The following is a 12,496-nucleotide window of genomic DNA, read 5'->3' on the forward strand; positions in this document are numbered from 1 at the left end:
TGTAATGTTAGAATTCATATATAATCATTCACCAATTTGGTTTCAAAACATAATGGTGTCTGTAAAAGGTAAACAATTCATTAAACAAAGATATACAGAGGAATATTATAATGAATTAGAAAAACTTCGTAATACAGAAGATAAATTTGCATTACAGCAAGAACGACTAAATGAATTTTACAAATACGTAAGAGTAAACAGTAAATATTTTAAGCATATATTTCCTGACTTAGGTAGAGATATAACTCTAGAGGATTTAAAAACTTTATCAACTATGGATAAAGAAACAATTAGGAATCATATTGATGAAATGGTTACACGTAAAGAAAAGTTAATTCCTATGAAAACCGGAGGTTCAACAGGAAAAAGTTTAATTTATTATACACACCCAATCGATATGTCTCGTAAAATAGCATTTCTTGATTATTTTAAAGAACAACATGGTGTATTCAAGGGTATGAGACGAGTCAGTGTAGGTGGCAGAATTTTAGTGCCAAACAGTCAAAAGAAAAAAGTATTCTGGCGTTATAATAAACCCTTAAACCAACTAATGATTTCTGCGTATCATGCAGATGGAGAAAACTTAAAGTATTACATCAAAAAGTTAAATAAGTTTAAACCACAAACTCTAGATGGATACACCACTGTATTGCATAGAATTGCACAATATATCAACAAACATGATATTCGATTGAAATTCAAACCAATCGCAATATTCCCGACAGCAGAAGCGTTAACAGATGAAATGAAAATGGATATTGAAAAAGCTTTTAATTGTCCAGTTAGAAACCAATATGCATCTTCTGAAGGTGCACCTTTTATTACAGAAAATACAAAAGGTGAACTTGAAATTAATCCTGCAACAGGCGTGTTTGAATTAGAGCATTTAGAGGGAAATATTTATGAATTAGTAGTCACTGGTTTTTATACTACGACTACACCATTGATTAGATATAAAATCGGTGATTCAGTTGAATTGTTTGAACCGTTAGATGCAAATTACAAGCAAAGTGATATTAAAATAAAAAGAATTATTGGCAGAAACAATGACTTTTTAATGTCTAATGAACGCGGTATTGTTACTAATGTGAATTTATCAACTGTAGTTAGAGAAGCAGGAAAAGACATCGTTCAATCACAATTTGTACAAAATCAATTGGATGAAATTATAGTGAATTTGGTTGTAGAGAAAGATACTAATAAAAATGCATTAGAAAAAATCTTAACTGAAAAACTCAGTACGAGATTTGGAGATACTACTCAATTTAAATTTAATTACTTCAGTGAAATACCAAAAACATCAGGTGGAAAAACTAGATTCACCATCAATAACTTAGAGAAATAGAAAAGGGGAATTGTTTTGGAAAGAAATATAGCAGTTGTTGGATTAGGATATGTAGGCTTACCGGTAGCGGTAGCATTTGGAAAAAAGAATTCAGTAATAGGATTTGATATTAATCCGACAAGAATTAAAGAGTTAAAAGAAAATCACGATAGAACAAACGAAGTAACAACTGAAGATTTAAAAGTATCAGATGTTGAATTTACAGATAGTATTGATACTTTAAGTCAAGCTGATTTTATTATTGTAGCGGTACCAACCCCAATCAATAAACATAATCAACCTGATTTAACACCATTAATCAGCGCAAGTAAAACTGTAGGTAAAGCATTGAAAAAAGGCACGATTGTTGTATTTGAATCTACAGTATATCCTGGCGCAACTGAAGAAGAATGTGTACCAGTTCTTGAAGAGAATTCAGGTTTAAAAGCTGGAGAAGACTTCTTTGTGGGTTATTCACCAGAACGTATTAATCCAGGAGATAAAGAACATACATTTGAAACAATCACTAAAGTTGTTTCTGGACAAACACCTGAGGTATTAGATATTGTTGCTGATGTTTATGGATCAGTTGTTAAAGCTGGTGTTCATAAAGCACCATCTATCAAGGTTGCAGAAGCAGCGAAAGTTATTGAAAACACACAACGTGACGTTAATATCGCTTTAATGAATGAATTTGCGGTTATCTTCGACAAAGTAGGTATTGATACAAACGCTGTACTTGCTGCTTCAGGTACTAAATGGAATTTCTTAAACTTCAAACCAGGCTTAGTAGGCGGACACTGTATTGGTGTAGATCCTTACTACTTAACTCATAAAGCGCAAGAATTAGGTCATCATCCTGAAATTATTCTTGCTGGTAGAAGAATTAATGACAATATGTCAAAACATGTTGCTTCTAACATCATCAAAGAATTATTGAAAAAAGGCATCAATGTTCAAAATGCATCTATTAATTTATTAGGTCTTACATTTAAAGAAAATTGTCCTGATTTAAGAAATACGAAAGTCATTGATATTGTAAGAGAATTAGAGGATTATGGATTGAAAATTAATGTGAATGATGTTGAAGCGGATAATGAAACTGCAAAAGCTTTATATGATATTAATCTAGTTTCTAAAGAAAATCTACCTGAAACTGATGCGTTAATTTTTGCGGTACCTCATAGAGATTATCTCGTAAATAAATCTGAATATCTCGATTTACTTTCAGATAATGGAATTGTTTTTGATATTAAGGGCTCTATTCAAACAGAAGATTTAACTAATAATCAAAGTATTTGGAGATTGTAAGGTTAGTTTACAAGGAGGAAATAGAGGTTTGAAAATAGCACAAGTAACAGCAATCGATATGACAATGAATAACTTTTTGACACCTTTGAATGTTGCTTCTAAAAATGCTGGCTATGAAGTTCATTGTATTTGCTCTAAAGGCCCATATGAAGAAGAAATTAAGAAAAATGGTTTCTATTTTCATGATATAAAAATAGATAGAAAAATTGATCCGATTAGTAATTTAAAATCAATTATGATGATGGTTAAGGCGTTTAAAATTATTAAACCTGACATCGTTCATGTTCATACACCTGTTGCTGCAGTTTTAGGAAGAATAGCGGCTAAAATAGCTAAAGTTCCGACTATTATTTACTCAGCTCATGGATTTTATTTCCATGAGGGAATGTCTAAAAATAAATATAAGTTGTTCTTTAATATTGAAAAATATATTGGCAGATACTTTACTGATTATATTTTTACCCAGAGCTTAGAGGATTACGAGGTTGCAAAAAATAATAAATTCCTAAAAAATGAGTCGAACTATGTACATATTAGTAATGGTATCGATCTTGATGAGAAATTTAATATTGATAATTTTAATGATGACCAAAACATTAAATTAAGAGAACAATATGGTATTAAAAAGGATGATTTAGTCGTTTCGTTTATTGGTCGACTTGTTAAAGAAAAAGGAATAATCGATTTATTAGAAGCATATGATAAATTAGATTTAAAAAATGTTAAGTTTGTAATAATAGGAAGTTTGCCACAAGGTGAAAGAGATATTGAGACCTATGAGTTAATTAAGAAGTATGAAAGCAATGAAAACATTATTTTTACTGGTCAAATTAAAAATGTAAATGAACATTTATTTATAAGTGACATTTTCTGTTTACCATCATATCGTGAAGGGATGCCGCGTTCTATTATTGAGGCTATGGCAATGAAAAATGCAGTTTTAGCGACTAATATTCGTGGTTCCAGAGAAGAAGTTATTCACGAAGAAACTGGTTTTCTTTTCCCAGTTAATTCAAGTGAAGATATTGCTAAATACATTACAGAATTAGCAAACAACACACATAAGTTAAATCAAATGAAAAATGCAGGCTTAGCAAGGGCTAGAGCACTTTATGATGAAAATAAAGTTGTAGAAAAGCAACTTGAAATATTTAAGAAAAGTATTATAACTCAGGAGGTGTAAATTATGAATCTATTGGTAACAGGTGCAACAGGTCATTCTGGGATGCTGTTTTTGGAAGACTTAAATAATAAACCTGAAAAATATAACGAAGTTCATGTTGTAACAAGAAATGAATCTCAAAATGAATTTGATCACTTAAAAAATTTGAATATTATTGAACATGTTGGAGATTTGAAAAGTGAAGAATTTGCTGAAAAAATCACAAGAAATATTGATACTATATTACACATAGCTGGTATTCAAATGAGTAGAAATATTTTTAATGCTGCAGTTAAAAATAAGGTAGACTGGGTTATTGCTGTTCACACAACAGGTCGATACTCTAAATTTAAATCCGCTTCTGCTGAATATATCGAAATTGAAGATGAACTACTGACTATGCGTGATAAAATCAAAATGACTATTTTAAGACCTACGATGATCTTTGGTTCAGCAAAAGATAGAAATATGTATCGACTTGTTAAATTTATTGATAAATATCCTGTCTTTCCAATCTTTGGGAATGGTAATAATTTAATGCAACCTGTAACAGGTCGAGATTTAGCTAAAGCATATATGAGTGTAATTGATAACAAAAATACGACTGTGAATAGAAATTATAACTTATCAGGGAAATATCCAATCAAGTATAAAACCTTGGTTAAAACAATTGCAGAAAAATTGAATAAAAAAGTTACACTAATAAAAATACCGATTTTCATTTCTTATTACAGTGTTTTATTAGCTCAGAAGTTAATTCCTAAATTTCCTTTGAATGAGGAACAAATCTTAAGAATGAAGGAAGATAAAGATTTCACTCATCTAGCAGCAGAAAAAGATTTTAGATATAATCCTGAAAGTTTTGATGAGGGAATTGAAATTGAAATTAAAGAATACAGAGGAGAAAAGTAAAGTGAAAAAGTTGTTCGATTATGTTAGTTCTTTTATGGGCATCATTATTTTATCTCCTGTTCTTATCATTACTTCTATCTTAATCAAAGCAGAGTCTAAAGGGCCTGTCATATTTAAACAAAAACGTCCGGGAATTAATAATAAAATTTTCAATATTTATAAATTCCGTTCAATGAGGATTGATACTCCAGATTTAGCAACTGATAAAATTGAAGCTACTGTTTTTATCACAAAAACTGGTAGATTTATTAGAAGAACTTCAATAGATGAGTTGCCACAACTTTTCAATATACTTAAGGGCGACATGTCAGTAGTAGGACCTAGACCTGCTTTATATAATCAATATGAATTGATAGAAAAGCGAACTAATGCGAATGTTCATACAGTAAAACCAGGTATTACAGGTTTAGCACAAGTAATGGGAAGAGATAATATTACAGATGATCAAAAAGTTCAGTATGATAAATTTTATGTTGAAAACCAATCATTTGTATTAGATATGTATATCTTATACAAAACAGTGAAAGGCGTTATAACTTCTGATAATGTCAGTCATTAAATAATGAAGTATAATTATATATAACACAAACAAAGCACATCTCACTCGCTTGAGATGTGCTTTACTGTTTGTTCTATTTACTTAATAAGTTCGTGTTCACTTCATCAAAGCCTTTGTCTGATAAGCGAACATCATTAATTTTAGTGCCGTCCCATTTACCGTCTACATATCCTTTATCAAATAAGACTTTCAAATCGTCTAAGAATGGGTCTCGATCCTTATCACAGAAATAGTTTTCTTGTAATGAATAAGAATCCTTGAAATCATTCGCTTGTTCAGGTGTCATATCAGCGTTACGTTTTTCTGTATAATATTTATACAACACCGCAACGATGAATGCCTGATCACGTGTGATATCATCCAAGAATATTCACCACCTTTAATCAATACGCGTATAAACCCTAAATTTATACAATATTAATACTTTACCCATTTTATTTTGTTTTAAATCTTAATTTTATTAGGAATTTGTTGTTTGTTTTTGTGGATGTATCGCTTTTCTGAGTGTTTTACGATATAATGATTAGATGAATTTTTTAAGGAGTCGATGAATGTGGCAGTGAAACCTTTAGTGTCTGCATCAAGCGCAATATTGCGTCAACAAGCAGAGGATGTTAAAACGTTTGATAGTCAGTTGAAACAGTTATTATTAGATATAGAGGATACTTTATATGAAACAGAAGCATCTGCTTTGTGTGCACCACAAATTGGGGTTTCACAACAAGCAGCGATTATCGATATGGAAGCGGACGGATTACTTCAATTAATCAATCCACGTATTGTCAGTGAATCAGAAACGAAAGTGACTGAACTAGAAGGCGATGTATCGTTTCCAGATATCTTTGGGACAGTTACACGCAGTCAAATGATTGTCGTTCAAAGTAATGATGTTGAAGGCAATACAGTAGAATTAACCGCATATGATGATATTGCACGCATGATTCTTCATATTATAGATCAATTAAATGGCGTGCCTTTTACAGATAAGATGGAAAAACAATTGACTGAAGAAGAATTGGAGGCGTATTTAGAAGATGAGTAGAATTATATTTATGGGAACACCAGATTTCTCCACAAAAGTATTAGAAATGTTAATCGCGAAAGAAGATGTGATTGCGGTTGTAACACAACCAGATCGTCCAGTAGGGCGTAAGCGTGTTATGACACCGCCACCAGTAAAAGAAGTGGCATTACAAAATGGGATTGAAGTCTATCAACCTGAAAAGATTTCACAATCAGAAGATTTACAAACATTAATTGATTTAAAACCAGACTTAATCGTGACAGCAGCATTCGGTCAAATTTTACCGAAAGCATTATTAGATGCGCCACGTTTAGGCGCAATTAATGTACACGCTTCATTATTACCAAAATACCGTGGCGGTGCCCCGATTCATCAAGCGATTATCGATGGCGAAAAAGAAACAGGCGTTACGATTATGTATATGGCACCAAAACTAGATGCAGGCGACATCATTTCACAACAAGCCATTGACATCGAAGCGAATGATGATGTAGGTTCTATGCACGATAAATTAAGCTTCTTAGGTGCAGATTTACTTGCGAAAACTTTACCAGATATTATTAATGGCACAAATGAACGTATTGAACAAAATGAGGAAGAGGCAACATTCGCTTCAAATATCAGTCGTGAAGATGAACGTATCGATTGGTCAAAATCTGCACAAGATATTTACAACCATATCCGTGGTTTATCACCATGGCCAGTGGCATATACAAAATTAGATGATAAAAATATGAAGTTATATCAAGCACATATAGTAGAAGGAAAAGAAGGCAAACCAGGTGAAATTATTGAAACGACAAAGAAAGCAATCATTGTCGGAACAGGTTCATCTGATGCGATTGCGTTAACAGATATTCAATTATCAGGTAAAAAACGTATGCCGACTGCGAACTTCTTGAGCGGCTACCAAGATGACTTAGTTGGGAAGGAATTAAATTAATGCAGACAGTGAGAACACTCGCATTTGACACATTACAAGCAATTATCCAAGACAAAGCGTACAGTAACTTAAAGATTAATGAAGTTTTAAAAGAAAATGAATTGAGTCGTGCGGATAAAGGGCTATTAACAGAATTAGTCTATGGTACGTTGAAACATCAATATACACTTGATTATTATTTGAAGCCTTTCGTAAAAACGAAGATTAAAGGGTGGATGCGCCGTTTACTATGGATGAGTATCTACCAATATCAATATTTAGATAAAATCCCAGATCACGCAATTATCAATGAAGCAGTTGAAATCACTAAACAACGTGGTGGGCTGCATAACAGTAAAGTTGTGAATGGTATTTTACGTAATATGATGCGCAGTGATTTACCAAACCCTGCAGATATTGAAAATGACCAACAACGTATTGCGATTATGTACAGCTTGCCTAAGTGGATTGTTAAACATTGGGTGACACACTTTGGTTTAGAAACAACCGAAGTAATTGCTCAGTCGTTGCTTGAACGACCAGGTCAAACAGTACGTGTCAATACACATAGAACAACCATTGAAGATGCGATAGCACGCTTAGAAAAAGAAGATTATGAAGTATCACAAGATAAAGATATTCACTATTGTTTACATGTGTCAGGACGTCCAGTAGTAGAAAGCCGTGCATTTAAAGATGGTTATGTTTCTATCCAAGATAAAAGTTCTATGTTTGTAGCTGAAATCTTAGCACCTGTTGAAGGTGAAAATATTTTAGATGCTTGTAGTGCTCCAGGTGGTAAAGCGTGTCAGACTGCTGAATTATTAAAAGGCAGCGGTCATGTCGATGCGACGGATATCCATGAGCATAAAATTGATTTAATTGAGCATAACATTCGTAAGTTGCGTTTAAAGAATGTCACAGCGTTTCAACACGATGCGACAAAGCCATATGACGCAAAGTATGATAAAATTTTAGTGGATGCTCCATGTAGCGGTTTAGGTGTGTTACGCCATAAACCAGAAATTAAATATACACAAAATCCGGAAACGGTCGATGGATTAGTCGACTTACAGTTAGAAATTATGAATAATATTAAAGATTCTGTAAAACCGGGTGGCGTGATTGTCTATTCAACATGTACAATAGAACAGATGGAAAATGAAAATGTGATTTATACATTTTTAAAACAAAACAAAGACTTTGAATTTGAACCATTCCCACATCCTAGAACAGGAGAGGAAGTAAAGACCTTACAAATCTTACCGCAAGACTTTGACTCAGATGGTTTCTTTATTACAAAGATTAGAAGAAAGGAAAGTTAATTCATGATTACACCTCAAAAGAAGAAAAAGAATCGTTTTCTTCCTGATTTTGAAAAGCAATCAATTTATTCACTACGCTATGAAGAGATGCAAGCGTGGTTAGTCGAACATGGCCAACAGAAATTCAGAGCAAAACAAATCTTTGAATGGCTCTATGAGAAACGTGTCGATACAATCGACGAAATGACAAACTTATCTAAAGACTTGCGCGCATTATTAAAAGACAACTTTACAATCACAACTTTAGAAACTGCCGTTAAACAAGAAAGTCGTGATGGGACAATCAAGTTCTTATTTGAATTACAAGACGGTTATACAATTGAAACTGTGTTGATGCGCCATGAATATGGTAATTCTGTCTGTGTAACAACACAAGTAGGGTGCCGTATCGGATGTACATTCTGTGCGTCTACACTCGGCGGTTTGAAACGTAACCTAGAAGCAGGAGAAATCGTAGCCCAAGTGCTTACTGTTCAAAAAGCCTTAGATGCGACAGATGAGCGTGTCTCTTCAATCGTAATTATGGGTATTGGTGAACCATTTGAGAACTATGATGAAATGATGGACTTCTTAAAAATTGTAAACCACGACAATGGTTTAAATATTGGAGCGCGTCATATCACGGTTTCAACATCAGGCATTATCCCTAAAATTTATGATTTCGCAGATGAAGAAATCCAAATCAATTTTGCGGTCAGCTTACATGCGGCAAACGATGAAATCCGTTCTAAATTAATGCCGATCAACCGTGCATATTCAATTGATAAATTAATGGAAGCTATTCAGTACTATCAAGAAAAAACGAATCGTCGTATTACGTTTGAGTATGGTTTATTCGGTGGTGTAAACGATCAGCTTACACATGCGAGAGAACTGGCACATTTAATTCAAGGTTTGAACTGTCATGTCAACTTGATTCCAGTGAACCATGTGCCTGAAAGAAATTACGTGAAGACATCTAAAGAAGATATCTTTAAGTTTGAAAAAGAACTCAAACGTTTAGGTATTAATGCGACAATCAGACGTAACCAAGGCTCAGATATCGATGCCGCATGCGGACAATTAAGAGCGAAGGAACGTCAAGTAGAAACGAGGTAGGAACCTATGTTAAATGCACAATTTTTTACAGACACAGGACACCATAGGGAAAAGAACGAAGATGCTGGCGGCATCTTCTACAACATGACTGATCAACAGCTGTTGGTTTTATGCGATGGTATGGGCGGACATAAAGCAGGCGAAGTTGCGAGTCAATTCGTAGTCAACCGCTTCCAAGAACTCTTCGAACAAGAAAACCTTGTCGAAGAATCTCAAGCGGAAGAATGGCTGCGCAGCACCCTGCAGCTCATCAACCGAGAGCTCTATAACTACGCCGCAGCTAACGAAGATTTCAGAGGCATGGGCACCACTGCAGTTGTCGCCCTGATTTACGATAAGCGCGTCATCAACGCCAACATCGGCGATTCCCGTGCCTATCTCATCAACAGCCGTGAAATCGAACAAATCACAAGCGACCATTCCTTTGTAAATCATCTCGTGATGACAGGACAAATTACCGAAGAAGAAGCCTTTACGCATCCACAACGTAATATCATTACCAAAGTGATGGGTACAGATAAATTCGTAGTCGCAGATATCTATGTGAAACGTTTGAACTTCAATGATTACTTATTATTAAATTCAGACGGCTTAACAGACTTTGTCCGTCCTCATTTAATTCAAGAACAATTGAATCAAGATTTACCGCTAGAAACACAAGGTCAAGCCTTATTAGATTTAGCACAAGCCTATGATTCAACCGATAACGTCAGCTTCGTATTGGCAGAAATAGAAGGTGACCGCGTATGATGATTGGTTCAACTATCAGCGAACGTTATAAAATTATAGAATTCTTAGGCGGAGGCGGCATGAGTAATGTCTACCTCGCTGAAGATTTGATCTTAGAAACTAAAGTTGCGGTCAAAATGATTCATATTGCGCCACATGAAAAAGAAGACATGGTGAGACGATTTGAACGTGAAGTGCATAATACATCTCGTCTCTCTCATGATAATGTTGTCAGTGTCAAAGATGTCGGAGAAGACCACGAATATTTCTACTTAGTTATGGAATATATCGAAGGTCCGACACTCTCCGAATATATAAAAACACATGGTCCTTTAAGTATTGAAACCGCGGTTAACTTCGCACAACAAATACTTGAAGGCATTCAACATGCACATGAAATGGGTATCGTACATAGAGACATTAAACCTCAAAATATTTTAGTAGACCGACATAAGACATTAAAAATCTTAGACTTCGGTATTGCTAAAGCGTTAAGTGAAACAGCCATGACCCAAACCAGCCATGTGCTCGGTACTGTGCAATATCTTTCACCTGAACAAGCGAAAGGTGAAGCAACAGACAAACGTACGGATATTTATTCAATCGGGATTGTCTTATATGAAATGTTAGTCGGTGAACCGCCATTCACTGGAGAAACAGCTGTCAGTATCGCCATCAAACATATTCAAGACCAAATGCCGAACCCGACAGATATCCGTCCAAATATCCCGCAAGCGCTCAGCAACGTGATTTTAAAAGCGACTGAAAAAGATAGAGACAAACGCTATCAAGATATTGAAAGTATGCAACGTGATTTAAGCAGTGCGTTAGAAAAATGTCGTGAAGATGAAACACCTTATGTTTCAGATGAAGCAGATACTAAAACCATCGCGATTGATAAAGCAGCAATCGCAAAAGAAACTAAAGATAATGAACCGATTCATCAAACAATGGAAATTCCAATTGTGAATCAACAACGTTTCCAAAGTACAGAAGGACCTGTTTACGAAGTACCTAAAAAACGTCGGTCTAAAAAGAAAAAGTTCTTCTTTGCGTTAATTTTCGCGTTATTGTTAATCAGTCTTATCAGTTTCATTGCGTACGGCTTATTAGGAAATAAATATATCGAAACACCAGACTTGCGCGGTAAAACAGAAGCACAAGCTGAACAGATTTTAAAAGAACATCACATTAAAGTAGGCAAAACAAAACGGGCTTATAGTGATAAGTATCAAGAAAATCAAATTATCACAACAGATCCAGCACCAGGTGAGCGTGTAGAAGAACATGGCACTGTAAATATCGTGTTGTCTAAAGGTCCGCAAAAAGCACAAATGCCTAACTTATACGGTACAAGTAAAACGGAAGCATTGAAGCTATTAGATGAACTTGGTTTCAAACATATCTCAGTAGAACAAGCATACTCTAAGACTAAATTAGAACGTGGTTTGATTGAAAATCAAAATATAGCGGCTGATACCGAAGTGCCGATTAATGATACACATATCGTACTGACTGAATCTTTAGGTGTGAAACAAGTGTATGTCAAAGATTATACAGGTGAAAGCTATGACAAAGCAGAAAAAGAACTGCAAGATAAAGGCTTGAAACCAGTAAAAGAAAAAGAAGTACACAGTGATAAAGTCGAAAAAGGCAAGATTATTTCGCAATCACCTAAGAGTAAATCTATTGATGAGGATTCTACAGTAACGTTTGTCGTATCATTAGGAAAAGATGATGGTAAAGATGAAGATAAAGCTGACGACAATCCATCAGTCAAAGATGTGACACAAACGGTTCAAGTGCCATATTCTGGTGAAGATAAAGAACGTCAGAAAGTAGAAGTTTTTGTCAGAGATAAAGACCATGACGGTTCTTCAGCAGTTCAAACGTTTCATATCAACAGCAACCGTTCTATTTCAATTCCATTAAAAATTGAAAAAGGCAAAACTGCTGGTTATACCGTACGTGTAGATGATAAAATAGTCGCAGATAAAAACGTCGCATATGACTAAAACATTTCAAAATCCTATCTCATTCATTCAGTTGAATTGAGATGGGATTTTCTTTGTTTCAATCCGTTCGTTTATTAAGGGAACGTTTGGTATAATGTATTAGAGAAAATGAACG

General features: G+C 34.4%; 12 protein-coding genes. 11 read left to right on the forward strand and 1 reads right to left on the reverse strand.

Annotation, left to right across the window (positions count from 1 at the left end; genetic code table 11):
- Positions 1-4: 4 nt before the first annotated feature.
- The 5 genes from HMPREF3270_RS00440 to HMPREF3270_RS00460 are packed head-to-tail and all read left to right on the forward strand — an operon-like array spanning position 5 to position 5,268.
- A complete protein-coding gene (locus tag HMPREF3270_RS00440) occupies positions 5-1,345 on the forward strand; it encodes a phenylacetate--CoA ligase family protein (RefSeq protein WP_070847695.1) in 1,341 nt (446 codons plus the stop codon).
- Positions 1,346-1,360: 15 nt separating this feature from the next.
- Positions 1,361-2,635, forward strand: a complete 1,275-nt coding sequence (locus HMPREF3270_RS00445) for a nucleotide sugar dehydrogenase (protein WP_070847693.1) — start codon at positions 1,361-1,363, stop codon at positions 2,633-2,635.
- A gap of 28 nt (positions 2,636-2,663) precedes the next feature.
- Positions 2,664-3,818: a glycosyltransferase family 4 protein gene (locus HMPREF3270_RS00450; RefSeq protein ID WP_070847690.1), complete on the forward strand. Its 1,155-nt coding sequence runs from the start codon at positions 2,664-2,666 to the stop codon at positions 3,816-3,818.
- A 3-nt stretch (positions 3,819-3,821) separates the two neighbouring features.
- Positions 3,822-4,709 (forward strand): NAD-dependent epimerase/dehydratase family protein, encoded by an 888-nt coding sequence (locus HMPREF3270_RS00455; RefSeq protein ID WP_070847687.1) that lies wholly within the window; start codon positions 3,822-3,824, stop codon positions 4,707-4,709.
- 1 nt (position 4,710) lies between these two features.
- Complete coding sequence (locus HMPREF3270_RS00460) at positions 4,711-5,268, forward strand: sugar transferase (protein WP_057511032.1); 558 nt, start codon at positions 4,711-4,713, stop codon at positions 5,266-5,268.
- Positions 5,269-5,341: 73 nt separating this feature from the next.
- Here the strand turns inward: HMPREF3270_RS00460 and HMPREF3270_RS00465 are convergent, their stop codons facing one another.
- Positions 5,342-5,632, reverse strand: coding sequence for a hypothetical protein (locus tag HMPREF3270_RS00465; protein WP_002480648.1), 291 nt, complete (start codon positions 5,630-5,632; stop codon positions 5,342-5,344).
- 189 nt (positions 5,633-5,821) lie between these two features.
- Here HMPREF3270_RS00465 and HMPREF3270_RS00470 point away from each other — a divergent pair, with 189 nt between their 5' ends.
- Genes HMPREF3270_RS00470 through pknB form a run of 6 tightly spaced genes read left to right on the forward strand, consistent with a single transcriptional unit; the run spans position 5,822 to position 12,381 of the window.
- Entirely contained in the window at positions 5,822-6,310 is a 489-nt protein-coding gene (locus HMPREF3270_RS00470; RefSeq protein ID WP_002480649.1) for a peptide deformylase, read from the forward strand.
- Positions 6,303-7,235 (forward strand): methionyl-tRNA formyltransferase, encoded by a 933-nt coding sequence (fmt, locus tag HMPREF3270_RS00475; protein WP_057511034.1) that lies wholly within the window; start codon positions 6,303-6,305, stop codon positions 7,233-7,235. Before HMPREF3270_RS00470 ends, fmt begins: the two co-directional genes overlap by 8 nt.
- Positions 7,235-8,539: a 16S rRNA (cytosine(967)-C(5))-methyltransferase RsmB gene (rsmB, locus tag HMPREF3270_RS00480; RefSeq protein ID WP_070847685.1), complete on the forward strand. Its 1,305-nt coding sequence runs from the start codon at positions 7,235-7,237 to the stop codon at positions 8,537-8,539. The genes fmt and rsmB overlap by 1 nt, the downstream gene beginning before the upstream one ends.
- A 3-nt stretch (positions 8,540-8,542) precedes the next feature.
- Positions 8,543-9,637, forward strand: coding sequence for a dual-specificity RNA methyltransferase RlmN (rlmN, locus tag HMPREF3270_RS00485; RefSeq protein WP_002480652.1), 1,095 nt, complete (start codon positions 8,543-8,545; stop codon positions 9,635-9,637).
- Positions 9,638-9,643: 6 nt separating this feature from the next.
- Positions 9,644-10,387: a Stp1/IreP family PP2C-type Ser/Thr phosphatase gene (locus HMPREF3270_RS00490; protein WP_070847682.1), complete on the forward strand. Its 744-nt coding sequence runs from the start codon at positions 9,644-9,646 to the stop codon at positions 10,385-10,387.
- Positions 10,387-12,381, forward strand: coding sequence for a Stk1 family PASTA domain-containing Ser/Thr kinase (pknB, locus tag HMPREF3270_RS00495; protein WP_070867147.1), 1,995 nt, complete (start codon positions 10,387-10,389; stop codon positions 12,379-12,381). The genes HMPREF3270_RS00490 and pknB overlap by 1 nt, the downstream gene beginning before the upstream one ends.
- Positions 12,382-12,496: the final 115 nt, after the last annotated feature.

Source organism: Staphylococcus sp. HMSC65H10, from assembly GCF_001839185.1.
Taxonomy (GTDB): domain Bacteria; phylum Bacillota; class Bacilli; order Staphylococcales; family Staphylococcaceae; genus Staphylococcus; species Staphylococcus simulans.

What these genes read in the sequence shown, in the direction of transcription:
- HMPREF3270_RS00455 (WP_070847687.1), top strand. Translation starts at nt 3,822, where the DNA reads ATGAATCTATTGGTAACAGGTGCAACAGGTCATTCTGGGATGCTGTTT.
- HMPREF3270_RS00490 (WP_070847682.1), top strand. Translation starts at nt 9,644, where the DNA reads ATGTTAAATGCACAATTTTTTACAGACACAGGACACCATAGGGAAAAG.
- rlmN (WP_002480652.1), top strand. Translation starts at nt 8,543, where the DNA reads ATGATTACACCTCAAAAGAAGAAAAAGAATCGTTTTCTTCCTGATTTT.
- rsmB (WP_070847685.1), top strand. Translation starts at nt 7,235, where the DNA reads ATGCAGACAGTGAGAACACTCGCATTTGACACATTACAAGCAATTATC.
- HMPREF3270_RS00440 (WP_070847695.1), top strand. Translation starts at nt 5, where the DNA reads ATGTTAGAATTCATATATAATCATTCACCAATTTGGTTTCAAAACATA.
- fmt (WP_057511034.1), top strand. Translation starts at nt 6,303, where the DNA reads ATGAGTAGAATTATATTTATGGGAACACCAGATTTCTCCACAAAAGTA.
- pknB (WP_070867147.1), top strand. Translation starts at nt 10,387, where the DNA reads ATGATTGGTTCAACTATCAGCGAACGTTATAAAATTATAGAATTCTTA.